This window comes from Pseudomonas extremorientalis, from assembly GCF_001870465.1.
Lineage (GTDB): Bacteria > Pseudomonadota > Gammaproteobacteria > Pseudomonadales > Pseudomonadaceae > Aquipseudomonas > Aquipseudomonas extremorientalis.
Genome location: NZ_MDGK01000015.1, coordinates 146,821 through 170,175 on the forward strand (window position 1 = coordinate 146,821; position 23,355 = coordinate 170,175).

Below are 23,355 nucleotides of genomic sequence, written 5' to 3' on the forward strand. Positions count from 1 at the left end.
GTGAGGTGTAGCCATGTGCGGACTCTGTGGATTGCTTGGCGAAGACCTGCACTGGAGCGACCCCCTGGGCGATGAATTGCCCCGGCGTCGCGAACGCCTGCGCCGGATTGCGGCGATCAACCAGGTATTGGCGGTGTTCCGGCTCAAGGTCGAAGACTTCCAGGGCGCGTCCTATCTGCTATTGGGCGCCACCGGTAAACAGGCATTGGCCAGCGGCCTGGATCAACTCTGGCAAGCTGCCGAGACCTTGCTTGGCCGTCCGTTGGACCCGCTCGATCCGCGCCTGCTGGATCATCTGGAGGCCTGCGTATGAGCATCGCCCTCAACGTCATCACCGGCTTCCTCGGCAGCGGCAAGACCACCTTGCTCAAGCGCCTGCTGCAAGGCGAAAGCCTGGGCGACACTGCGTTGCTGATCAATGAATTCGGCGACGTCGGCATCGACCAACTGCTGGTTGAGGAGGTTGCGCCGGACACCGTGCTGCTGCCCAGCGGCTGTGTGTGTTGCTCGATCCGGGGCGAGTTGAAAGACGCGCTGCTTGGCCTGCTGCAGCGCCGCGAGCGCGGTGAAATCCCGGCCTTCAAACGGGTGATCCTGGAGACCACAGGCCTGGCCGATCCGGCACCGATCCTCGCCACCCTGAACAACGATGTGCAACTGCGCGGGCGTTTCCATATCGGCCTGGTGATCACCCTGGTCGACGCCAGCCACGCAGCCCTGCAAGAACGCCTGCACCCGGAATGGCTGGCGCAGGTGGCTGCGGCGGATCGCTTGCTGCTGAGCAAGACCGATCTGGCGGGGGATTGCGCAGCGCTACGTACCCATTTGCAGGCACTCAATGCCGGCACGCCGATCTTCAATACCCAGGATATTCACGGCGGCGACCAGTTGCTGCTCGGCGAAGGCCTGCGCAGCGCCGAGCCCGCCGTTGAAGTCAGCCGCTGGCAGTTGCATCGCACCCCCACTGCCACTCACGGCGCCGCGCAAGTGTGCAGCCTGACGTTCGACCAGCCACTGGACTGGGTGGGGTTCGGGGTGTGGTTGTCGATGCTGTTAAGATGCCACGGCGAACGAATCCTCCGGGTCAAAGGGCTGCTCAACGTGAACGCCAGTAACGCTCCCATCGTCATCCATGGCGTGCAGCACTGCCTGCACGCGCCGGTGCATCTGCCGACGTGGCCGGGCAGTGATCGCCAATCGCGCCTGGTGTTCATCCTGCGCGGCCTCGACCCTGCGCTGTTAAGGCGCTCGTTTGAAGTCTTTTCGCGGCGGTGGGCGACATGATCACACTGCGCGTCCTCGGCACCTCCGTGACCCTGCTTGAATGCCTGCGCGTACGTGCCGAACAAGAGCTGGGCATTCGTCTGGTGTACCAGGTGCACGATGTCGAACAGGCCCAGCGTATTGCGGTGATGCAGCCCGACAGCTACGACCTGTACGACCAGTGGTTCCACAACGTCGACTTTGTGTGGCCGGCCCAGGCGATCCAGCCTATCGACACCCGGCGCATCGCCTTGTGGCATGAAATCAACGACCTGCCCAAGCGCGGGCGCCTGTCGGCCGACGACCGCCTGGGCAGTGGCAGCGTGCCCAGTGAGCGGCTGTTCGTGCAGCACGACGGCAGCCTCGGCAGCACGGTCACCGAGCGTATCAGCATGCTGCCGCTGACCCACAACGCCGACAGTTTCGCCTACCGCCCCGAGCGCTTGCCCGACGGTTTTTGCCACGGTAACGAGAGCTGGGGCTGGCTGCTGGACCCGGCTTGGCGTGCGCGCACCGCGCTGCAAAGCGACGCCGCCATCGGCGCCCTGGATGCCGCGCTGGCGGTGCAGGGCGCGGGGCTGGCCAGCTTCAAGGACATCGGCAATATGAGCATCGAAGAGATCGACGTGCTCGCTGACATCCTGGTGCGTAAACAGAAAGAAGGACACTTTGCGGCGTTCTGGTCCGACGATGAAGAAGCTGCGCAGTTGATGCTCAGCCCGAGTATCGATATCCAGAGCCTGTGGTCGCCGACCCTGATGCGTCTGCATCGCGCAGGGGTGAAATACCGCCTTGCCGTGCCGCGTGAAGGGTATCGCGCGTGGTTTGGCGGGTTGTCGTTGTCGCGGCATGCCAAGGGGCCGGTGCTGGATGCGGCGTATGCGTACTTGAATTGGTGGCTGTCCGGCTGGCCCGGGGCGGTGATGGCGCGCCAGGGTTACTACATTGGTAACCCCGCGCGCAGTCGTGATCACTTGAGCAGTGCCGAATGGGATTACTGGTATGCGGGGTTGCCGGCGCGGGAGGAGTTGTTGGGCAGCGATGGTTTGCCGTTGATCGATGTGGGGGAAGTGCGGGACGGGGGGTCATATGAGCAGCGCATGGGGCATATTGCGGTGTGGAATTCGGTGATGGATGAGCACAATTATCTGGTGCGGCGGTGGGGGGATTTCATGCGGGCTCGGGGTGGGTGATTGTGTTCATATCAAGGTCGTTAAGTAGAACCGGCGATAACTACCCTGTGGCAAGCCCGCTCGCCACAATTGCAGTGTTCGCAACTGTAAGAGTGGAGCCATAAGTCGCCGTTATCCAAATAACGGATATGTACTCAACTCAAAACCTCAGCCAACCCTTTGTCGCCAAAAAACCGCCACCCAGTTCCCCGGCTTTATTGGGTGCACATACGCCCACTCCCAGCTAATCTCCTCAAATCGAATATTCAATAAAAATGGATATTTTTTTGACGCCAGGTCAGCAGTCGCAGGGAATGCACATGACAAAGGGACGTAGTGGCAGAGAGAGGCGAACGCTGCCAGAGGGCACTGCGATGAAGTGGCGCCACACGTTCCAGACCCGCATCGCCGGGGTGCTCGCGCTGCTGCTGCTGGTAGTCGTGGCCGCCACCTATTTCTCGGTAAAGACCGCCACCGCCCGCGCTGTGGAAAACCAGGCGCAAGTCCAACTGAAAACCGGCAGCCAGGTGTTCGAACGCTTGCTCGATCTGCGCGGGCATCGCCTGCAATACGGCCTGGACTGGCTGACCGCCGACCTGCCGTTCAAGCAAGCCGTGGCCGACGGCAAGACCGTGCCGATCCTTGCTGCGTTGCGCCGTCACGGCACGGGTATCCGCTCCAGTGAGGTGTTTGTGCTGGGCCTGGATGGCAAGGTCATGGTCAGCACGTTGCCGATCCTCACCCGTGGCCAGGTTTTCCCCTACGACGATGCCCTGCGTCACGCGCGGCGCACGGGGCTGCAGATGTTGATCGTGGCCATGGATGGGCGTCCGTATTTGTTGGTGCAGGATGAAGTACTCGACCCGCTGCCTATCGCTCGCATCGTCATGGGGTTCCCCATGGACAAGCTGTTCGCCAGTGAACTGCGTTCCATGAGCAACCTGGAGGTGTCGTTCCTCAGCGTGCAGGACGGCAAGCCCGGCGCGTTGTTCAGCACGCAGCCGGACGCCTACCAGGCCGGTACCCTCAGCCTGTTGCGCGACGGGCATATCGACCCCGAACCGCGGATCCATTTGTTCTACGGCCAGCGTGTGCTCAGCCAGATATTACCGCTGGCCAACACCGGCGACGGCGATGATGTGCGGGTGCTGTTGCAAAGCCCGCTGGACCACGCCCTGGAATCCTTTGCGCCGCTGGACCGGCAGTTCCTCGGGATTGCCCTGGCGGTGCTGGTGGTGTCGTTGGCCGGCGCGTTGTTTTTGGCGCGGCGGGTGTCGCGCCCGCTCAATGCGCTGGTGCAGGCGGCCGAACGCATCGGCGCCGGTGACTACCGCACGCCGGTGCGGGTGCGCAGCCATGATGAGTTCGGCCTGTTGGCCCGTGCGTTAAACGCCATGCAAAGCGGCATCGCTGTGCGTGAGCGGCAACTGGCGCACAACGCGTTGCATGATCCGCTCACCGGCCTGCCCAATCGCGCCCTGGCGATGGAGCGCCTGGGCAGTGCGATCAGCGCCGGCAGGCCGGTGGTGTTGCTGTATGTGGGGATCGAAAATTACCGGGTGATCAACGAAGGCTTTGGCCCCGAAGGTGTCGAGGAAATGCTGCGCGAAGCCAGTCGCTGCCTGGCCATGAGCCTGTTGGCCAGCGACACCGCGGCACGTATTGCCGGCAGTGAGTTTTTGCTGTTGCTGGAAAACACCGAGGTCGACCGCGCCGTGGCCCGCGCCGACCGCCTCTACGCGCTGCTCACCGAGCCCCAGCGCATCGGCAATGACGAACTGCGCCACGAAGTCAGCATCGGCATCGCGGCTTACCCCGCCGACGGCCAGCAAGTGGAAGAGTTGATCAGCCGCGCCGCCATCGCCCGGCATGACGCCGCGAGCCTGCCGGGGCATCTGCAGATCTACCAGCAGGACCGCGACCTGGCCCATCAGCGCCAGATCACCCTGATCCGCGACCTGCGGCGTGCGGCCATCGAGGGCGAGTTGTTCCTGTGCTACCAGCCCAAGCTCGACCTCAAGCACGGCCATGTGCGTCAGGCCGAAGCCTTGTTGCGCTGGCAGCACCCGACCCTGGGCCAGGTGTCTCCCGCCGAGTTCATCCCCCTGGCCGAACGCACCGGCAGCATGAGCAGCCTGACGCTGTGGGTGATCGAAGAAGCGGTGCGCCAGATCGCCGAGTGGGCGCAGCGCGGCCTGCTGATCCAGCTGTCGGTGAATATTTCGGTGGACGACCTGGCTGATGACGACCTGGCGATTCGCGTCACCGCGCTGTTGATGCAGTACCAGGTGGACGCCGGGCAACTGATCTTCGAGATCACCGAAAGCGCGATCATGCACAACCCGCAACAGGCCCTCAGTGTGCTGGAGCAACTGCGCGGTTGCGGTATCAGCCTATCGGTGGATGACTTTGGTACCGGCTACTCGTCCCTCGCGCAATTGCAGCGCTTGCCGGTGCAGGAGTTGAAGATCGACCAGTCCTTCGTGCGCAACCTCGACAGCACCAGCGGCGACGCCGTGATCGTGCGCTCCACCATCGAGATGAGCCACAACCTCGGACTCAAGGTAGTGGCCGAGGGCGTGGAGTTCGCCCCCAGCCTCAAGCTGCTCAAGCAGTGGAATTGCGACACCGCCCAGGGCTACCTGATCAGCCGCCCGCTGAACGCGATGGCGTTCGAGATGTGGATGCGGCGTGAGCGGGTGCCGATCTAGAAAAGCCTTTCCCTTCGACTGCAGATTTTCAAAACAGCGTCGATAACCTCTACAAGGCTTGACCGAATGCATAGTTTTTTGCCGACAGGCGGTTATGTATTGCTGTAAAACCGATGATGGCAATTGGCCTTGCTTGCGTCATCATGCATGCACTTCAATGTTTCTGTGCCAAGGCAGGCTGCTCTTTCAGCTCATTTCCTGCGGATCGACCATGGCTTGGATTTTTCACTCGTTACTTCGTACGGCGCTGTTGCTGGCTGTGGGCGGCCCCGCATCGGCGGCGACGCTTGAGGTGTTGGCCCAGCAGGTCGACGGTCAGCCTGTTGCCGATGCCGTGGTCACCTTGCACGGCCCGGCGCAGGCGCCGCAGGGCGTGCTCAAGGCGGATATGGACCAGCGCGGTCAACGCTTCGCGCCCCATGTACTGGCAGTGCACACCGGTACCCAGGTGCGCTTCCCCAACAGCGACAATATTCGCCATCAGGTGTATTCGTTCTCCGCTGCCAAGCGCTTCGAACTGCGCCTTTACGAAGGCACGCCCACTGACCCGCTGCTGTTCGACAGGCCCGGCGTGGTGGTGCTGGGCTGCAATATCCATGACTGGATGCTCGGCTATATCTACGTCACCGATGACCCGCGTTTCGGCGTCAGCGATGCCCAGGGCCGCGTGCGCCTGGAACAGTTGCCGGCCGGTGACTACCACCTCACCGTGTGGCATCCGCAACTGGCAGATATGCAGCCGTTGGATGGCGGCACCTTGCACATTCCTGCTGCCGGGCTCAGCCACCGTGTGACGTTGAGCCTGGAGCCCGCACCGGCGGATTTGCCGCCGCCGCCCAGCGCCTTTGGCGATGCCTTCAATCGAGCCGCCCATGAAACTGCGCAGTAGCTTCCAGGCGCGGGTCGCCTGCGTGTTGATCGTGCTGTCACTGGTGGTGATCGGCGCGCTGTATTTCAGCGTCAAGGCCGCCACCCGCTCGGCGGTCCACGGCCAGGCCCTGGCCCAGCTGGACGTGGGCACGCGGGTGTTCGAGCGCTTGCTCGACACACGCGGTCGGCGCCTGGCCGATGGTGTGCAGTTGTTGGCGGCCGACTTCGGTTTTCGCGATGCGGTCGCCAGTGGCGATTCGGCAACCCTGCGCTCGGTGCTGCTCAACCACGGCAAGCGCATCAACGCCAGCGACATGATCCTGCTGGGCATGGACGGAAAAGTCCTGGCCAGCACCCTGGAGGACGTTTCGGAGGGCTCGACCTTTCGCTACGACCAGGCCCTGCGCGAAGCCCGGCGCAATCGTCAGGCGATGCTGGTGGTGCCGTTGCAGGGCGAGCCGCATCTGTTGGTAGAAGCTTCGGTGCTGGCGCCGTTGCCTATCGCGCGGGTGGTAATGGGGTTCAGCATGGACGCGGCATTTGCCGATGAGCTGCGTTCGCTGAGCAACCTGGAAGTCTCGTTCCTGGCGATTGATCATGACCGCCCCGGCGAGCTGGTCAGTACCCAGCCGCAAGCACTGCGCCAGAGCATCAGCGCGCTGATGCTGGGCGACTCGACGCGGCGTGGCGTGTCCACCACCGCTCACCTTGAGCACCGCTTCCTCAGTCAATCGCTGGTATTGGCCAGTGATGAAAACGGCAAAGTCCTGGCCCTGCTGCAAAGCCCGCTGGATGCGGCGATGCAGGCCTTTGTGCCATTGGATGAAAAGATTCTCGGGATTGCCCTGGTCGCGCTGATCGCTTCATTGATCGGTGCCTTGCTGCTGGCGCGCACGGTGTCGCGTCCGGTGCAGGCCTTGGCGCAGGCGGCCGAACGCATCGGCAGCGGCGACTATCAGACCCCGGTGGTGCTGGCGCGCAGTGATGAACTGGGGCGCCTGGCCCTGGCGGTCAACGCGATGCAAAACGGCATTGCCGAGCGCGAACAACAGCTGGCGCACAATGCCTTGCATGATCGCGTCACCGGCCTGCCGAACCGTGCGCTGGCCATGGAACGCCTGGGCAGTTCGATTGCCCTGCAACGCCCGGTGGCCCTGATCTACCTGGGCATCGACAACCTGCGCGCCGCCAGCGAAACCGCAGGCCCCGAAGCGGTGGACCAACTGCTGATCACGGTCAGCCAGCGCCTGCAAGCGGCGTTGCGCCCCGGCGATACCGTGGCGCACCTGATCGCCGACGAATTCCTGCTGCTGCTCGAAGGTGCGGGCAGCGACGAAGCGGTGGGCATGGCCGACAAACTGCAACAGCTGCTGCTGCGTCCCCAGCGCATCAACGGCCATGACCTGGCGCTGGATTGTCGCCTGGGCATCGCGGTGTACCCGGTCGATGGTGAAAGCCCGCACACCTTGCTGGAACGCGCGGCCATCGCCATGAAGGACGCCGCGCAAATGCCCGGCCGCCTGCAAATCTATGAGCAGGGCCGCGACCTGGCGCACCGCCGCCAGATTACCCTGATCCGTGACCTGCGCCACGCGGCCAACCAGGGTCAACTGTTGCTGCACTACCAGCCCAAGCTGGATATCCGCCAGGGCCATGTGCGTCAGGCCGAAGCGCTGTTGCGCTGGCAGCATCCGCAGTTCGGCATGGTCTCGCCGGGGGAATTCATCCCGCTGGCCGAACGCTCGGGCAGTATCCAGTTGCTGACCCAATGGGTGATCGAGCAGGGCATTCGCCAGTTGTGCGAATGGAACCGGCGCGGCCTGTCCTTGCAACTGTCGCTGAACATCTCGGCGGACGATCTGCTGGGCGATGAGCTGGCCCACCGGGTCTCGGCATTGCTGTGTCGCTATGGTTTGCCGGCCGAGCAACTGCTGTTTGAAATCACCGAAAGCGCGGTGATGCGTGAGCCGGAAAAAGCCCTCAAGGTGCTCAACTTGCTGCGCGATTGCGGTATCGGCCTGTCGGTGGACGATTTCGGCACCGGCTATTCGTCACTGGCGCACCTCAAGCGCCTGCCGGTGCAGGAGTTGAAGATCGACCAATCCTTTGTGCGCAACCTCGATGAAACCAGTGAAGACGCAGTGATCGTGCGCTCCACCATCGAGATGAGCCACAACCTGGGCCTCAAGGTCGTTGCCGAGGGTGTCGAATACGCCCACAGCCTGCGCCTGCTGGAGCGCTGGCAGTGCGACACAGCCCAGGGTTACCTGATCAGCCGGCCGTTGAGTGCCGACGCCTTCGAAGCCTGGATGGCCTTGCCGCTCAGTGCGCAAACTTCCCTGGTTCATTGAGTGACATGACCGTGCGTTTTTCTTTCCTGATCGGTTGCCTTGGTGCACTGACCCTGCAAACGGCACTGGCCGACAACGGCCGCCTGATCGCTACCGGCGGCGCCAGCAGTATCGAAGGTGCGGCGGGCGGTGGGATCACACCCTGGGCAGTGCTGGCCGGATACGGCGAACAGCACGAATGGGGGGCCACGGCGTTCGCGACCACGGTCAACCTGCCGGATTATCGGCTGGACGTGGCCGGGCTGGCGCTGGCCTACGACAACCGCATCGAGGTGTCTTTCGCCCGCCAGCGCTTCGACCTCGGCAGCCTGGTGCATAAGCTCAATCTGCCCGAGGACAACCTGGGCCAGGACGTGCTTGGCCTCAAGGTGCGCCTGTTCGGTGATGTGATCTACGACGCGCTGCCGCAGGTTTCCCTGGGCCTGGAATACAAGCACCAGACGAACTTTGATATCCCCAGCCTGGTGGGCGCCAGGCGCGACAGCGATGTCGAAGGCTACCTGGCCGCCAGCCGCCTGTTCATGGGCGCCGCGTTTGGCTACAACGTGCTGGTCAACGGCAGCCTGCGCTACAGTCGGGCCAATGAAACCGGCTTGCTCGGCTTTGGCGGCGACCGCCGCGACAGCCGCAGCCTGCTCAAGGAAGGCTCGCTGGCGTTGCTGCTCAACCCGCGTTGGGCGGTGGGCGTGGAGTACCGTGAGAAGCCCGACAACCTGTCGTTTGCCGGCGAAAGTGATTGGGCGGATGTGTTCGTGGGGTACTTCCCCAACAAGCATGTGTCGTTTGTATTGGCTTATGCACGGCTTGGCGAAATTGCCACGCTGGACCACCAGAACGGCACGTATTTGTCCGTGCAGGGGAGTTTCTGATGCGCTGTTTACCGCTGGTTTTCGTCCTGCTGCTCAGCGCCTGCGCGCAGCAACCGCCCAAGGACGACAGCCTCTATCGCGACCTCGGCGCCATGCCCGGCATCACCCGGATCGTGGAGGGCATGTTGCTCAACATCGCCCGGGATGAACGCATCGTCGAGCGCTTCCGGCGCATTGATATCCAGCGCCTGCGCAACAAGCTGATCGAGCAGTTCTGTGTGGAGGCGGGTGGGCCGTGCACCTACACCGGTGACAGCATGGCCGAGAGTCACAAGGGCCAGAATGTGAGCCGCAGTGATTTCAATGCGTTGGTGGAGGACTTGATCAAGGCGATGGACAGCGAGGGAATTGCGGTGCCGGTGCAGAACCGCTTGATTGCGCGGTTGGCGGTGATGCGCGATGAAGTCATAGAACACTGATAAAAAATGTGGGAGGGGGCTTGCCCCCCTCCCACAGTGACAGTTCTGTTGCCGGTGTCGCTTATTCCGGCAGTTTGAACGCCATCACATAGTCACCCTGCTTGGTGCCCAGGGAACCGTGACCGCCGGCCATGACCAGCACGTACTGCTTGCCATCCTTGCCGGTGTAGGTCATCGGGGTGGTCTGCGCGCCGGCTGGCAGGCGACCTTCCCACAGTTGCTTGCCGTTTTTCACGTCGTAGGCACGCAGGTACTGGTCGAGGGTGCCGCTGAGGAACGCGACGCCACCGGCGGTGGTGAAGGTGCCACCCAGGCTAGGCACGCCCATGGTCAGCGGGACCGGAACCGGCGAGCTGTCACGCACGGTGCCGTTCTTGTGCATCCAGATGGTTTTGTGGGTGGTCAGGTCGACCGCGGCCACATAACCCCATGCCGGTGCCTGGCACGGCAGGCCCATTGGCGACAGCAGGGCTTCGAGGATCACGCCGTACGGCGCGCCTTTGTTCGGCTGCACGCCTTCGGTTTCGCTGACGCGCGGGCCTTGCTTGGCGATGTCGGCCGCCGGGATCAGCTTGGACTTGAACGCCATGTAGCTCGGGTTGACGAAGGCAATCTGGCGCACCGGGTCGACGGAAATGCCACCCCAGTCAAACACGCCGAAGTTGCCCGGATACACGATCGAACCTTGCAGCGAAGGCGGGGTGAACGCACCGTCGTAGCGCATGGATTTGAAATCGATGCGGCACAGCAGTTGGTCGAACGGTGTCACGCCCCACATGTCACGCTCTTTGAGCGGCGGCGGCATGAAGTTCAGGTCCGACTTCGGCTGGGTTGGCGAGGTGTGGTCGCCCGCGACGGCGCCTTGCGGCACGGCCACTTCGTGGATCGGCACCACGGGTTGGCCGGTGGCGCGGTCCAGCACGTAGATGCTGCCTTGCTTGGTCGACGCCATCACCGCCTGCTTCACGCCGGCTTCGGTCTTGATGTCGATCAGCGACGGCTGGCCGCCTACGTCCATGTCCCACAGGTCATGGTGAGTGAACTGGAAGGTCCACTTCACATGGCCGCTGTCGATGTCCAGGGCGGTCAGTCCGGCGCTGTATTTTTCCGAGTCTTCGGTACGGTCGCCGCCGTATTGGTCGGGCATCTGGTTGCCCATCGGCAGGTACAGCATGCCGAGTTTTTCATCCACGGCGAACATGGACCACATGTTCGGCGAGTTGCGGGTGTACGTCTTGCCTTCGGCCAACGGGGTGGTGTCGTCCGGGTTGCCACTGTCCCAGTTCCACACCAGCTTGCCGGTGTGCACGTCGAACGCGCGGATCACGCCGCTGGGCTCGTCGGTGGAGACGTTGTCGGTGACGTGGCCGCCGATCACCACCAGGTTCTTGGTGACGGCCGGCGGCGAGGTGGAGTAGTAACCGCCTGGGGCGAAGCTGCCGATGTTGGCACGCAGGTCGACCTGGCCTTTGTCGCCGAAGTCTTCGCACATCTTGCCGGTGTCGGCGTTGAGGGCGATCAGGCGGGTGTCGGCGGTTGGCACGAAGATGCGTTTCGGGCAGGCGTTCGGTGCGGCGGCCGGGCTGGCGCTGCCGGTCGGGCTTTGCTCGGAAGCGTACACGGCGTCATCGTGATACGACACGCCACGGCAGGTCATGTGCGCCCAGCCCTTGAAGTTCTCAGCCCCCTGGCTGCTGATCTTCGGATCGAAGCGCCAGATTTCCTTGCCGGTGTCCGGGTCGAGGGCAATTACCTGGCTGTGCGGGGTGCACACGTAGAGCATGCCGTTGACTTTCAGCGGGGTGTTTTCCGCGGTTGTCTCGCCTGGATCATTCGGGCCAGGGATGTCACCGGTGCGGTAGGTCCACGCTGGTACCAACTTGTGGGCGTTTTCCGGGGTGATCTGTGCCAGCGGCGAGTAACGGTCACCGTAGGCCGAACGGCCGTAGGAGTTCCAGTCGCCATCGGCCTGGGACGGCGCAGCGCTGGCCATGCCTGGCACCGCGTCGCGGTCCAGTTGGCCGGTCTTGACCATCTCACCCGGGTTGGTGAACTGGCTGGCCAGGGCGGTAGCACCTGCCAACACCACGGCGACGCTCAGCGCGCCAGTGCCCAGTGGGGCAGGTTGGCCGCGCAGCAACGGACGGCGGAACCACGGCAGCAGCATGACGATACCCAGGGCGAACAGCAGCGCCAGGCGCGGCACCAACTGCCACCAGTCCAGGCCGACTTCCCACAGCGCCCACACGGTACTGGCGAACAACACCAGTGCGTACAGGCCCAGCGCGGCGCGGCGGGTGGCCAGCAACAGGATGCCGGTCAGGGTGATGCCGATACCGGCCAGCAGGTAGTACAGCGACCCGCCGAGCATCGTCAGCTTGATACCCCCGGCCAGCAAGGCCAGGCCCATGATCAGCAGCAAGACGCCTAGCAACCTGGGCAGCAGGCGGCTTGGGCTCGAAGCACCATCAGTGCTCATAGTGTGTTTCTCCGTGACGTTGGAATTATGTGACCCCGTGCTTCACTGTAGATGACGATTCGGCACGGGCTTGGTTCAGCGTTAATTCGGTTTTTCTGGGGATAAGTGGGGTTATCCACAGACGGGCGATTTATCCCCAGGCGCAGCTCGGGGTAAGACAGCGCTGTCTTTGCAGGTGGGAATAATCAGCAAGATGAGGTCGACCGGGGGGCGCGTGAAACGTTTCAGTTTGTTGCGGCAAGGATAAAGGGAGAGGGCTTCAAGAGAAAGCGTAAATCGCAAGATGCATCATTTCAGATTTGGTAACAGTGACAGATAGTCGCTGCAACGTTGGCTTCATGAAACCCCGCCCTGTGGCGAGCGGGCTTGTTGTGGCGAGCGGGCTTGCCCCGCGTAGGGCTGCGAAGCAGCCCCCTGTCAATTCACCGCATTCTTTGAGAAAGACTCAGTGACTGGTTTTGGGGCTGCTGCGCAGCCCAACGCGGGGCAAGCCCGCTCGCCACAGTAAGCGGGTTGCTACAGGCTGGGGGGAAAATTTTTAGAAGGTGGTTCGAACGCCGAACTGCACACTTCTACCCGGCGCCGGGGCAATATCGCGCAGGATCGAGCTGGCATAGCGCACGGTCTGGTTGGTCAGGTTCTCGCCGTTCACGAACGCCAGCCACTGGCTGCCACCCATATTGAAGTGATAACCCATGCTGGCGCCGAGGGTGGTGTAGCCATCGGTGCTGCTTTCGTTATCCGGCACGCGACCCTGGCCCGCCGCGTGTTCCACATCGATACGTGCCTGCCAGCGGTCCAGTTCCCACAGCAAGCCGCTGTTCAAACGCAACGGTGCGATACGCGGCAGGGCTTCGCCGGTGTCGAGGTTGGTCGCACGGGTGTAGTCGCCCGACAGTTCCAGCGCGAACTTACCGTAGGCGCTTTCGCCAAGTTTCCAGTGATCCTGGGCTTCAAAGCCGGCGAAGCGTGCCCGCACGCCAGAGTACTTGTACTCAGGGATGCCGCCCGCGTCTTCTTCGCCTTCATCGTTCAGCGTGCGACCGCTGCCCAACAGCCCGATGTAGTTGGAGAAGCGGCTGTAGAACACCCCGAAGCTGCCCTTGTGGGTGCCATTGTCAAAGCGCAGCGCCAGGTCGCTAGACACTGCTTTTTCTTTTTTCAGGTTGGCATCGCCCAGCTCGTAGGTGCCGGTGGCGACGTGGGCGCCGTTGGCATACAGCTCGTAGAAGGTCGGTGCACGCTCGGTGTAGCCCAGGGTGGCGGCCAGGGACCACACGGGTGTGAGGGTGTAGACCGCACCCGAAGACAAGCTGCCGGCGGTGAAGTCATTGGATTTGTCGGCATTGGCAAAACGCGCGTTGCCCTTGGCATCCGGGTCGACGCTGGTGTGTTCCAGGCGCCCGCCGAGGCTGAGTTTGAGGCGCTCGGTGGCCTGCATTTCTTCGAGGATAAACAGCGCGCCGGCGTTGGTGTCGGTCTGCGGCACGAAGGCCTCTTCGCCGAGGGCGGAGAACTCGTTGCGGGTCACTTGCGCGCCCACCACGCCGTCGAACGGGCCAAGCGGCTGGTGGCGGGCTTCTACCCGGGCTTCATACCCCTTGTTCTTGAAGATCGTACCGGTTTCGCCCCCTTCGATTTCGCGGTGCTCGTAGTCGGTGTAGCCCGCGTCGAGTTTCACCGAGGTGAACGGCCCCTGCAGGTTGCGGATTTCCGAAGCGAAGGCGTAGTGATCCTGCTTCATGCGGATGCGCACATCCTGTTCGGCAGGGGAGCCGTAGTTGGCGTCGTAGTTGCTGTAGGACAACCCGGCATAGCCGTCGTCCCAGGTGTAGGAACCGCCCACGGCACCGCCGTCCTGGCGCCCGTCGCTGTTGCCCAGGCGGCCATTCTTGCCGGGGACGTCGTCGGTTGCCGGGGCGTGGCGGCTGCGCGCCTGGCCGGGGATTTTCAGGTCGTTGAATTCCCGCGCGTTGGCGTCCAGGTGCAAGGCGAACGTGCCGTTACCTGCCTCCAGTTTGCCGGCGCTGCTGCGCGTGGTGTCGGCGCCGCCGTAGCGCAATTCACCGGCACCGTGGATGCCTTCGATGGCTTCGGTGGGGATGCGGTTGTCGAAGGTGTTGACCACGCCACCGATGGCGCTGCCGCCGTACAACAGCGCCGCCGGGCCGCGCACGATTTCAACGCGATCCACGTTGACCGGGTCCAGCGGCACCGCGTGGTCGTAGGACAGCGACGACGCATCCAGCGCGCCCACGCCATTGCGCAGGATGCGAATGCGGTCGCCATCCTGCCCGCGGATGATCGGCCGGCTGGCGCCCGGGCCAAAGTACGACGACGACACGCCTGGCTGCTTGTTCAGGGTTTCGCCGAGGCTGCCCTTTTGTTGCAGGGTCAGGTCATCGCCTTCCAGCACGGTGGTCGGCGAGGCGAGCTGCTCGCTGCCCAGCGGGTTGCCGGTGATGACTTGGGGTTGCAGCTCCAGGGCATGGGCTTCGGAGCCGATCAGCAGGGCGGCGGCGAGCGGGGACAGGCGCCATAGGGAAGAGAAGAGCATTGGGCATTCCTTTGTAAAGCAACGAAAAGATTTGAGATTTGTAGTTACAATATAACATCTCTTTTTCGCTGAAAACGGGAACTTTTTTGATCGTGCTAAAGTGCGCAGCTGTGTGTTCTCTTTTCTAAAGGCCTGGCATGACCGCGACAAGCAACGACCCTCTCCACGGCGTGACCCTGCAACACGTCCTCACCACCCTGGTGGAGCATTACGAATGGGCCGGCCTGGCCGAACGGATTGACGTGCGCTGCTTCAAGAGCGACCCGAGCATCAAGTCGAGCCTCACGTTTTTGCGCAAGACCCCGTGGGCGCGGGAAAAAGTCGAAGGGTTGTACGTGAAACTGATGCGTACCAAACGCCCGCTGGACTGATCCCATGAAGCGGTTTGTGGCTGCGGCGGCGTTTGCTGGTTGGGTGGGGTTGGTGATTCAGCAATACCTGATTTTCTATTCGCGCTGGGAATCCGGCGCCAGCTTGATGGGCGGGCTGGTCAATTTTTTCAGTTTCTTCACCGTGCTCACCAACACCCTCGCGGTGGTGGTGTTGAGCTATGCGCTGGTGAGGCGCGATTCACCCGCGAAGCGGTTTTTCCTCGCGCCCGGCATCAGCAGTGGGATCGCCGTGAGCATCCTGGTGGTGGGCCTGGCTTACAACCTGTTGCTGCGGCATCTGTGGCAACCCGAAGGCTTCCAGTTCATTGCCGACGAGTTGCTGCACGACGTAATGCCGGTGCTGTTTTTTATCTACTGGTGGCAGTGCGTGCCCAAGGGCAACCTGCACCTCAGGCACATCGCCGGCTGGGTGATTTACCCGCTGGTGTACTTCGCCTATGTGCTGCTGCGGGGGGATTTGCTCGGGCAGTATCAGTACCCGTTCATTGATGTGGGCACCCTCGGTTATCCACAGGTGTTCGTGAATGCGGGGGGCATTCTGGCGGGGTTTGTCGCGATAGCAGGGGCAGTGGTGGGGCTGGACAAGCTCATCAAGCCCCAGCCCTGATTCATTCTTCGTCGCTGCCTTCGGCGCGCCAGTAACCGACGGCCTTGAGGAACTCCTCCTTGACCTGGTGCGTGTCCAGCAGCACGCGGCGCACCTGGCGCGACAGCTTGGTTTCGGTGGCGACAAAGCTGTACAGCGAGCCACTCGGCAGCGTCAGTTTGCGCACGGTGTCGAGCAGGTCGTCCTGGCCGCGAATCACCCAGACCACCTGGACGTCGGCCGCGCTTTGCAGCGCCTGCTTTTCGGCTGTATTGGCGATCTCGATCACGGCCAGCACGGTGCGCCCGGCCGGCAACTCTTCCAGGCGGCGAGCGATGGCCGGGATGGCGGTTTCATCGCCGATCAACAGATAACTGTCGAAGATATCCGGCACGATCATCGAGCCCCGTGGCCCGCCGATGTACAGGTGTTGGCCAACCTGCGCCTGCTCGGCCCAGGTAGACGCAGGGCCGTCGCCATGCAGCACGAAGTCGATATCCAGCTCACCGATGCTCAGGTCGAAACGCCGCGGCGTGTAGTCGCGCATGGCCGGTTGCGGCCCGTCGCCCTTGATGGCGAACGTCGGGCTTTCCAGCGCGGCCTGTTCGGCGGCGTTCTGGGGGAACAGCAGCTTGATGTGATCGTCACTGCCCAGGCTGACAAACCCGGCCAATTCTGGCCCGCCCAGGGTGATGCGACGCATGCGCGGGGTGATGTCCACCACCCGCAGCACCTGCAGGCGGCGACGTTTGATTTCGTGGGTAACGCGATGGATGGTTTGCGTATTCATTGGTTTTCCCCGTCGACAATGGCCTGGGCGGTGCTGTTGAGCAGCGCCGCGACACGCACGATTTCTTCCGGGCTCCAGCGCCCGTGGTGCGAATGCAAGGCATGGCGCAGGTTGTGCACCGCTTCGTGGATTTCCGGCGGTCGGTCCTGGCCGCGCAGCGCGCGCTTGCTCACGTCCATGCGCAGACGAATACCGTCGAGGGCAACCGTCTGCTCGCTTAAGAAGAGACGACCGGCGTCGGTGATTGTGTAGCGTTTTTTCCCGCCTTCGGTGTCGCCGCTGATCAACTCGCTTTCTTCAAGAAAGGTCAGCGTGGGGTAGATCACCCCGGGGCTGGGGCTGTAGGCGCCGTCGAACAGGCTTTCGATCTGGCGGATCAGGTCATAGCCGTGGCAGGGCTGCTCGGCGATCAGCGCCGGCAGCAGCAATTTCAGATCGCCTGGGGCAAAGACCCGCGGGCCGCGGCCACCGCGTTCGCGACCGCCGCGTTTTTCGAAGCCGTCGTGGCTGTCGTGGTGAGGGTGTCCTCTCATTTCGCTTCTCCTGTCGTGTTTAGATACAACGTAAGATATATCTTATAGATAGGGCAAACGCACCCGACCAACGGCACGCAAGGCATTACGAGCTTGGCAAGCAGGCTGAAAGTTTCGAGTTATTCAACTCTGTATAAATAGAGCTATTACTCAAGTCGTGAGTGGTGTGCTCTTACACGCGTTGTCGGCACGCGAGAGTTGGAGTTTTTATGCGCATGTCATACTGTTCTTACAAACGTGTTCGGTGCGTAATTATTCTCGTTTATTATCAAGTAGTCTGTTTCTTACAGTTGATTTTAAAGTTTTGGCAAAATGCCACTTTTTTCCCATATTACTAGGTGTGTCTTGGCTACATGAAGTAGAGAAGCGGACTGCTTACTTGGGCTTTTATTTTGAGAATACTGGTTGGGCATAGGGCGAGACGGTACGTTCGTCAATGCGAGTTGTTGAAAAGTTTGCGTAATGCAGGTTTTTAATGACTCCACTAAATTGTTTTTAGCCAACAGGTATATCGCTATGTTGAAACAACTTTCCGTCGCGGCCGCTCTGGTCGCGGTCGCCTTGAATTCAACCCTGGTCGTTGCCGCCGATGACGCGCGCACCGCCATTAACATCAAGGCCGACATCCCGACCAAGCAGTTCCATGCGCAGCCACGGGACCCGAACTTCGGTAAAGACGAAACCATGAACTACAACCCGGTGAGCGGTGAACTGAGTTCCCTGCGCGCCACGTTCGATGTGAAAAACACCGACGGTTCGGTGCATGCCTACATCGAAGGCGGCCCGTCTTCGGCAGCGCTGTACAACGGTTCCAACAGCATTGCGCTGACCAACACCTTCAACGGCGTCACCCTGACTGGCACCCCGCAGGAAGTGGTGGACGACCCTCAATCCACCCCGGGCACCCAGGCCGACCTGGTGATCACTCCGGCCAAGCCGACAGACACCCAGAATGGCCTGTACACCGCCAGTTACACGGTGATCTTCGACGCCGTGCCGCGTACGCCGAATCCGTAACCGACGCGGAGCACCCCTGGCCCCGTGATCGCGACGATCACGCGGGCATTGACCCAAGGTCGGTCGCCGGCAATGGCTGCCGACCTTGTCAAGCAGCCCTGACTGTGCGTATTTACGAGTATTCCGTTCATGTTTTCGAAGACGCCTATTGCGGGCGCGCTGGCGCTATTGATGTGCGCTGGCGCCCTGGCCGCGCCGACAGCGCCTGGCACGACGCCGGGCAGTTTGCTGTCACAGTCCAAGGGATTGCCAAACGATTTCGAAGAGCACTTTTTTGACGTGCCCTTGGCCGTGCGCGTGGAACTGGACCAACAGTTTCTCGGCGAGGCCATGATTGTGCTGGATCGCAATGACCGTATTACCTTGCTGGAATTCACAGACGCCAACGATAGTCCCTTCGCGGCTTCAGAACGGGCCAAGTGGCAGCAACTCCTGCAACAGGGAATGACCCTTGGAAGTTGCGAAAGAAGTTGCCCAGAGCAACTCCTGGCGATGCACTACAGCCTGGAAAACTCATTGGTCTCGATCCTCACCGAGAACGTCGAGCGCACCACGCAGACCAAGCGTTATTACGACCAGCCGGAGGCCGGAAGCCTGGGTCTGATCGTCAATAACCAATTGAACCTCAATGGTGGGCAGGATGAAGCGTTGGGCGGCCGTTATGGCCTGGAAGCCAGCGCCAGCGTCGGCAATTGGACCCAGGCACTGAACCTGCAACTGTCGCGTTTCGGCGGCACCGATACCACGCTGTACCACGCCGTGCATGAGCTTTACAGCCAGCGTGAAATGGAAGGCAACTTCCTGCGCCTGGGTTACTTCACCCCTGGCTCCGATGGCCTCACGCGGCAGGTCCGCTCATTCGGCGCCAACCCCGACACCGCCGTGGGCCTGATGTACGGCAGCTCCGACAGCCTGCTGATCAACAACCCCAAGCCCAGCGTGTACCCGATTTACGTCACCGCCAGCCGCCAGGCGTCGGTAGAGATCTACCGTAATGGCCTGTTGATCAATAGCCAGCCGGTGGCGGCGGGGTTGCAGACCCTCGACACACGCTCGCTGCCGGGGGGCATCTATGAAGTAGAGGTGCGTCTGATCGAAGACGGGCTGACCACGGCCACCACCCAGGAACTGGTGTACAAACCCAACAACTGGCGCAATGCCGACGAACGCTGGCGCTATAACACCTTCGTCGGTCGGGAAACCAAGCTGCTCAGTAACTGGGACGAACAAGCCACCGGGTTCATGACCTACGGCGCCAGCGCCAACTACCTGGCCCATCCACGGGTAATCCTGGGCCTGTCCACGCGCAAAGTGCGCGAGAAGATGCAATACGGCACGTCCATCGACTGGACCCTGGCCAACAGCACCAGCCTCTACGCCAACGTCTACCAGACCCAGGACCATGGCACCGGCCTGGATATGCAAGGCCTCTACAGCTACGGGCACGGCAGCGTGGTACTCAGCCACAACCGCAGTTGGCTGGACACCCGCCGCACCTACGAGATCCTCCCCGACGGCACACGGCTGCGGCCGCGGACCGCCTTTATCGGCCAGACCAGCAACTCGTCGCTGTCGATCAACCATCGATTGAGCAACAAGAGTTCGATCAACTCTCGCCTGTCCTACAGCCAGGGCAACGTCGAAGGGGTCGGCCTGGACCTGGGTTGGAACCAGCGCGGCAAGCTTCTTGGCAGCGATGCCAACTGGCGCTTTTCGGTGTTCGATCGCCCGGCCACCTCCAGCACCGGCGACAAACGCAACGTGGGCGTCGACGTGAGCGTCAGCCTGGCCCTGGGCGGGCCCAACGAGCAATGGTCCGCCAGCCTCGGCACGCGCACCGCCCGTGATGGCAGCCGCGACAACAATGGCTCGCTGACCTACCAGCGCACCCTGGACGATCACATGCTGCAAAGCGTGTCGGCCACGGCGATTGCCGATACTTACGGCGTCGGGTTGTCCGGTCGCACCAGCTTCCAGACCGATGCGCTGTACGGCGATGCCTTTGCCCAGCGTTCCTCCTTCAACAACAAGATCACCGGTGGCTTGAACCTGAGCAGTACCGTCGCGGTGGGCGGGCAGAAAGTTGCCCTGAGCAGCCAGCCCCAAGGCCACGGCGCCGGGATGATCGTGGATGTGGAGACCGACCTGGACGACATCACCCTGCGCGCCGATGACCTTACCGGCGGCAGCAGCACCCTGCGGCCGGGGCGCAACTTCGTGCCCATCACCGCCTACAAGAACAGCACCCTGAGTTTCGACTTCGAGGGCAACCATCCACCAGCGGCCAACATTCAGCCGGCGCGGTCCAGCTACCACTTGAACAAGGGCGGGGTGGGCTACCGCAAGATCAGCGTGATGAAAACCGTCACGGTGCTCGGTCGCCTGCTGGATGCCCAGGGCCGGCCGCTCAAGGGGCACCACGTGATCAATCACGCCAGTCGCGGGATCAGCGAGGTCGACGGGTTCTTCTCCATGGAGATGAACGCCAGCTCGCCCACTCTGGAAGTGCGCTACGCCAACCAATTGCTCTGCCAGTTCCGCCTTGACCCCAGCCAGGCGCGCCAGGAGAGCGATGTGCTGATGATCGGTGATCTGCGCTGTACCCCCGACACCCTGGCTGAGGCCACCCTGGGCACGGCAACAGCGGGTTGAATAGTTCCTGGATAAACGGCCGCGTTTGGCCGCTTGCAAAACATGAGGTTGTGGCATGAAACGTTTTTGGTTGTTATGCGTATGTCTTTTCTCCCTGGGGGCCCAGGCGGGCCCGCAGATCAACGTAGGCGTGGTCTACGACTACCTGGAGGCGGGTAAGAGCACCTATATGAAACGGGTGTTCAATGGCGGCACCTCCACGGCATTCGTCAAGGTCAACATCCTGGAAATGATCTACGACGCCGATGGCTCCTACCGTGAAGTACCGTTGCAGAACCAGCCCGGGGCCGCTGCGCGCGATGGCCTGATGGCCAGCCCGGCGCGGCTGATCGTACCGGCCAACGGCACCCAGGGCACGCGCCTGCTGTTCATGGGCAACCGTGACAAGGAACGCTACTTCCGCGTGCGCTTCGTACCGGTGGTGCCCGAGACCGAAGACGAGTTCGCCGTCACCGAAGAAGAGCGCAAGCAATACAAAGACAGCCTGGCCGCTGGCGTACGCGTGCTGGCCGGTTACGGCACGGTATTTTTCGTACGCCCCAGCAACGTGCGGTTTGACACCCAGGTGCGTGACGAAGGCAAGCGCTACACCTTGGTCAACAAGGGCAACAGTGTCGTGGTGGTCGATGAATTCAAGGACTGCTCGGCGGCCAATACCCTGGAATGCCGGCCGACGGTCAAGCACCACATCATGGCCGGTCGTTCCTATGGATTCGATAAAGAGCCTGGCCGCTCCTACCGCTTCAGCCTGATCGAAGGCAGCGAGAAAAAACCGATGGAGGTCAAGGGGTGATCACACTCTTCAAGACGCTGGCATTCGCCTCGCTCAGCGCTATTTGCGTGTTGCCCTCGGCCCGGGCTGCGGTAGAGCGGGAAACCTTCGAGGTGTTCGTGGAGATTCCCACAGCCCAGTTTTATGTGCTGCCGGTGGACCCGATGCTGGTGCATCGCGAGCAGACACTGGACTACAACCCGATATCGGCGCAACTGAGCCCGCTGCGTGCGCAGTTCGATGTCAAAAACATCAGCGGCTCGATTGGCGCGCGCTTGGATGCCGAACCATTTCTGTACAACGGCAAAGACCGTATCGACCTGCGTGTGACTTTCAACCAGCAGGTGCTGGGGCTGGCGTCCACTGAGGTAGTGTCCAGCGCCGACGCCGCGCCGGGCAAGCGGGTGGCCCTGGAAATCGCAGCGATCAAACCGGCGGATGAGTACGCGCCGGGCAACTACTACGGCACGGTGCACATGGTGTTCGATGCCATTGCGCCAGGAGTGAACTGATGGCCTTTTTACGCGCCAGGCACTGGGCCTGCGTCCTTATTCTAATGTGGGTATCGGGTGCGGCCCAGGCCGGCACCGCTGAGGTTCGGGCCAAGTTTCGTCCCGACCCCAGCAACCCTATGGTCAACCGTTTTACCAACGTCACCCCCAGCACCGGGTTCTGCCAGCATTTTGCTTATTATTGTGATCCCAGGGGCTGGTTCAGTTTGAACTTGCCCGTGGGGGTGATAACGGGGGCGCCGGTTGCCGCCAACCATGACGATCCGCGCCAGGGGGTTTACCTGAAGATACCGTCTGAATGGCGAACCGTCTCGGTTAACAACGATAAAGGTGATACCGGCGAACTTGAGGTACGTATCTCGGGAATTGGCGGTTGGGCCCGTCATGGCGGGGACGTCATGCAGATCACCAATGGTGGCGGCTATGAAGCGTTATGGAGCAGTGGTCGCTGGCATAAAGCGCCGGCACCGTGCCTGCCCACGGGGGTGCTCAATGGCACCAGTTACCAGGTTCAATGGCTCTGGCTAGTGCCGGAATACGCCGGAGCCTGCGTCACTCAGGCCTTGTTTAATCTGCCTGTTTTTTATTACGCCAGCCTGTACTTTACCTATGAACTGCGTACCCCCAACCCACTGAGCATGCCAGCGGGAACCTACCATGGGCAGATGCTTTACACTGTGGGGCCTGGCATGGACTTCGACTTTGGCGACATCACCCTGGCCAACGACAATACCTTCCTGGTTAATTTCGAGCTGGATGTCGACCACATCTTCAAAGTCGAAGTGCCTCCCGGCGGCAACCGCGTGCAGTTGGAGCCCCAGGGAGGTTGGCAGGCCTGGCTGCAGAACGGGCGCAAACCGACCCGTCTGTACCGCGACCAAACCGTCAACCTGTGGACCAGTACCCACTTCAAGATGACCCTGGAATGCGGCGTGCCGATGGGCAATACCTGCAGCGTAAGCAATGGTACGCACCAGGTGCCGCTGGACCTTGCGGTCACGTTACCGGCAGGCTTGAGCGACGCTGCCGGGCGCCCGGTCAATCACCTGCCTCTGCGCCTGGACGGCAGCGGCAGCGAACGTTTCCAACCCAATCGTTACATCGACCGCAAACCCAGTACCCTGCACTTTGCAGTCCAGGCCGACGCAGTCGCGCAGATGCTCGAGCAGGGCAGCGGCACCACTTATTCCGGCACGGCCACGGTGGTCTGGGACTCCGAGATCTGAAGCGTGGGCTCAAGCGCCGGCGGGGGCGACTGGCGGTGGACAGCTACTGGTCCGGGGCATGACAACTGATCGGGGTTATCAGACAAAACGCGGGTTAGGTCACAAAGCCTGGGGGCGTGAGGTGAGGCAAGCGTAGTAACTGTCTACGTCGGTAAGGCGCAAGCAAGGAGCTAGCGTGTGCGGC

19 protein-coding genes are annotated in these 23,355 nt (G+C 62.1%); 15 read left to right on the forward strand and 4 right to left on the reverse strand.

Translation table 11 applies throughout. The features are described from left to right. The first annotated feature begins 13 nt into the window (after positions 1-13). From BFN10_RS04495 to BFN10_RS04530, 8 genes are all read left to right on the forward strand, one after another. Positions 14-313 (forward strand): hypothetical protein, encoded by a 300-nt coding sequence (locus tag BFN10_RS04495; protein WP_071488653.1) that lies wholly within the window; start codon positions 14-16, stop codon positions 311-313. Beyond that, positions 310-1,284 (forward strand): CobW family GTP-binding protein, encoded by a 975-nt coding sequence (locus BFN10_RS04500; RefSeq protein ID WP_071488654.1) that lies wholly within the window; start codon positions 310-312, stop codon positions 1,282-1,284. The genes BFN10_RS04495 and BFN10_RS04500 overlap by 4 nt, the downstream gene beginning before the upstream one ends. Then, positions 1,281-2,456: an ABC transporter substrate-binding protein gene (locus BFN10_RS04505; RefSeq protein ID WP_071488655.1), complete on the forward strand. Its 1,176-nt coding sequence runs from the start codon at positions 1,281-1,283 to the stop codon at positions 2,454-2,456. Before BFN10_RS04500 ends, BFN10_RS04505 begins: the two co-directional genes overlap by 4 nt. A 353-nt stretch (positions 2,457-2,809) precedes the next feature. Beyond that, a complete protein-coding gene (locus BFN10_RS04510) occupies positions 2,810-5,146 on the forward strand; it encodes a putative bifunctional diguanylate cyclase/phosphodiesterase (protein ID WP_071488656.1) in 2,337 nt (778 codons plus the stop codon). A 211-nt stretch (positions 5,147-5,357) separates the two neighbouring features. Continuing rightward, entirely contained in the window at positions 5,358-6,035 is a 678-nt protein-coding gene (locus BFN10_RS04515) for a methylamine utilization protein (RefSeq protein ID WP_071488657.1), read from the forward strand. Next, positions 6,019-8,367 carry a putative bifunctional diguanylate cyclase/phosphodiesterase gene (locus BFN10_RS04520; protein WP_071488658.1) on the forward strand — a complete coding sequence of 783 codons (2,349 nt, stop codon included), beginning with the start codon at positions 6,019-6,021 and terminating at the stop codon, positions 8,365-8,367. The genes BFN10_RS04515 and BFN10_RS04520 overlap by 17 nt, the downstream gene beginning before the upstream one ends. A gap of 5 nt (positions 8,368-8,372) precedes the next feature. Continuing rightward, positions 8,373-9,236 (forward strand): DUF3034 family protein, encoded by an 864-nt coding sequence (locus BFN10_RS04525; protein WP_071488659.1) that lies wholly within the window; start codon positions 8,373-8,375, stop codon positions 9,234-9,236. Further along, positions 9,236-9,655, forward strand: a complete 420-nt coding sequence (locus BFN10_RS04530) for a group I truncated hemoglobin (RefSeq protein WP_071488660.1) — start codon at positions 9,236-9,238, stop codon at positions 9,653-9,655. The genes BFN10_RS04525 and BFN10_RS04530 overlap by 1 nt, the downstream gene beginning before the upstream one ends. 61 nt (positions 9,656-9,716) lie before the next feature. Here BFN10_RS04530 and BFN10_RS04535 read toward each other — a convergent pair whose 3' ends face one another. Next, positions 9,717-12,134, reverse strand: a complete 2,418-nt coding sequence (locus BFN10_RS04535; protein ID WP_071488661.1) for a glucose/quinate/shikimate family membrane-bound PQQ-dependent dehydrogenase — start codon at positions 12,132-12,134, stop codon at positions 9,717-9,719. 538 nt (positions 12,135-12,672) lie between these two features. Then, complete coding sequence (locus BFN10_RS04540) at positions 12,673-14,691, reverse strand: TonB-dependent receptor (RefSeq protein WP_071488662.1); 2,019 nt, start codon at positions 14,689-14,691, stop codon at positions 12,673-12,675. A gap of 137 nt (positions 14,692-14,828) precedes the next feature. Here BFN10_RS04540 and BFN10_RS04545 point away from each other — a divergent pair, with 137 nt between their 5' ends. Together BFN10_RS04545 and BFN10_RS04550 are read left to right on the forward strand one after the other, a co-directional pair. Beyond that, entirely contained in the window at positions 14,829-15,062 is a 234-nt protein-coding gene (locus BFN10_RS04545) for a VF530 family protein (protein ID WP_048720273.1), read from the forward strand. A gap of 4 nt (positions 15,063-15,066) precedes the next feature. Further along, on the forward strand, positions 15,067-15,690 hold the full coding sequence (locus BFN10_RS04550; protein WP_071488663.1) for a Pr6Pr family membrane protein: 624 nt from the start codon (positions 15,067-15,069) through the stop codon (positions 15,688-15,690). 1 nt (position 15,691) lies between these two features. Here BFN10_RS04550 and BFN10_RS04555 read toward each other — a convergent pair whose 3' ends face one another. Both BFN10_RS04555 and BFN10_RS04560 read right to left on the reverse strand, forming a co-directional pair. Further along, positions 15,692-16,459: a siderophore-interacting protein gene (locus BFN10_RS04555; protein WP_071488664.1), complete on the reverse strand. Its 768-nt coding sequence runs from the start codon at positions 16,457-16,459 to the stop codon at positions 15,692-15,694. After that, entirely contained in the window at positions 16,456-16,992 is a 537-nt protein-coding gene (locus BFN10_RS04560; RefSeq protein WP_071488665.1) for a PadR family transcriptional regulator, read from the reverse strand. Before BFN10_RS04560 ends, BFN10_RS04555 begins: the two co-directional genes overlap by 4 nt. A 516-nt stretch (positions 16,993-17,508) precedes the next feature. Between BFN10_RS04560 and BFN10_RS04565 the strand changes: the two genes are divergently transcribed. The 5 genes from BFN10_RS04565 (at position 17,509) to BFN10_RS04585 (ending at position 23,171) form a co-directional block, all read left to right on the forward strand. Beyond that, entirely contained in the window at positions 17,509-18,009 is a 501-nt protein-coding gene (locus BFN10_RS04565) for a CS1 type fimbrial major subunit (RefSeq protein WP_071488666.1), read from the forward strand. A 129-nt stretch (positions 18,010-18,138) separates the two neighbouring features. Beyond that, positions 18,139-20,661, forward strand: coding sequence for a CS1-pili formation C-terminal domain-containing protein (locus BFN10_RS04570; RefSeq protein ID WP_071488667.1), 2,523 nt, complete (start codon positions 18,139-18,141; stop codon positions 20,659-20,661). 55 nt (positions 20,662-20,716) lie between these two features. Continuing rightward, the gene (locus BFN10_RS04575; RefSeq protein WP_071488668.1) at positions 20,717-21,454 is read left to right on the forward strand and encodes a pilus assembly protein; all 738 of its coding nucleotides are present in this window, start codon (positions 20,717-20,719) and stop codon (positions 21,452-21,454) included. Continuing rightward, on the forward strand, positions 21,454-21,945 hold the full coding sequence (locus BFN10_RS04580) for a CS1 type fimbrial major subunit (RefSeq protein ID WP_071489096.1): 492 nt from the start codon (positions 21,454-21,456) through the stop codon (positions 21,943-21,945). Before BFN10_RS04575 ends, BFN10_RS04580 begins: the two co-directional genes overlap by 1 nt. Continuing rightward, positions 21,945-23,171, forward strand: a complete 1,227-nt coding sequence (locus tag BFN10_RS04585; protein ID WP_071488669.1) for a hypothetical protein — start codon at positions 21,945-21,947, stop codon at positions 23,169-23,171. The genes BFN10_RS04580 and BFN10_RS04585 overlap by 1 nt, the downstream gene beginning before the upstream one ends. Positions 23,172-23,355 lie beyond the last annotated feature (184 nt).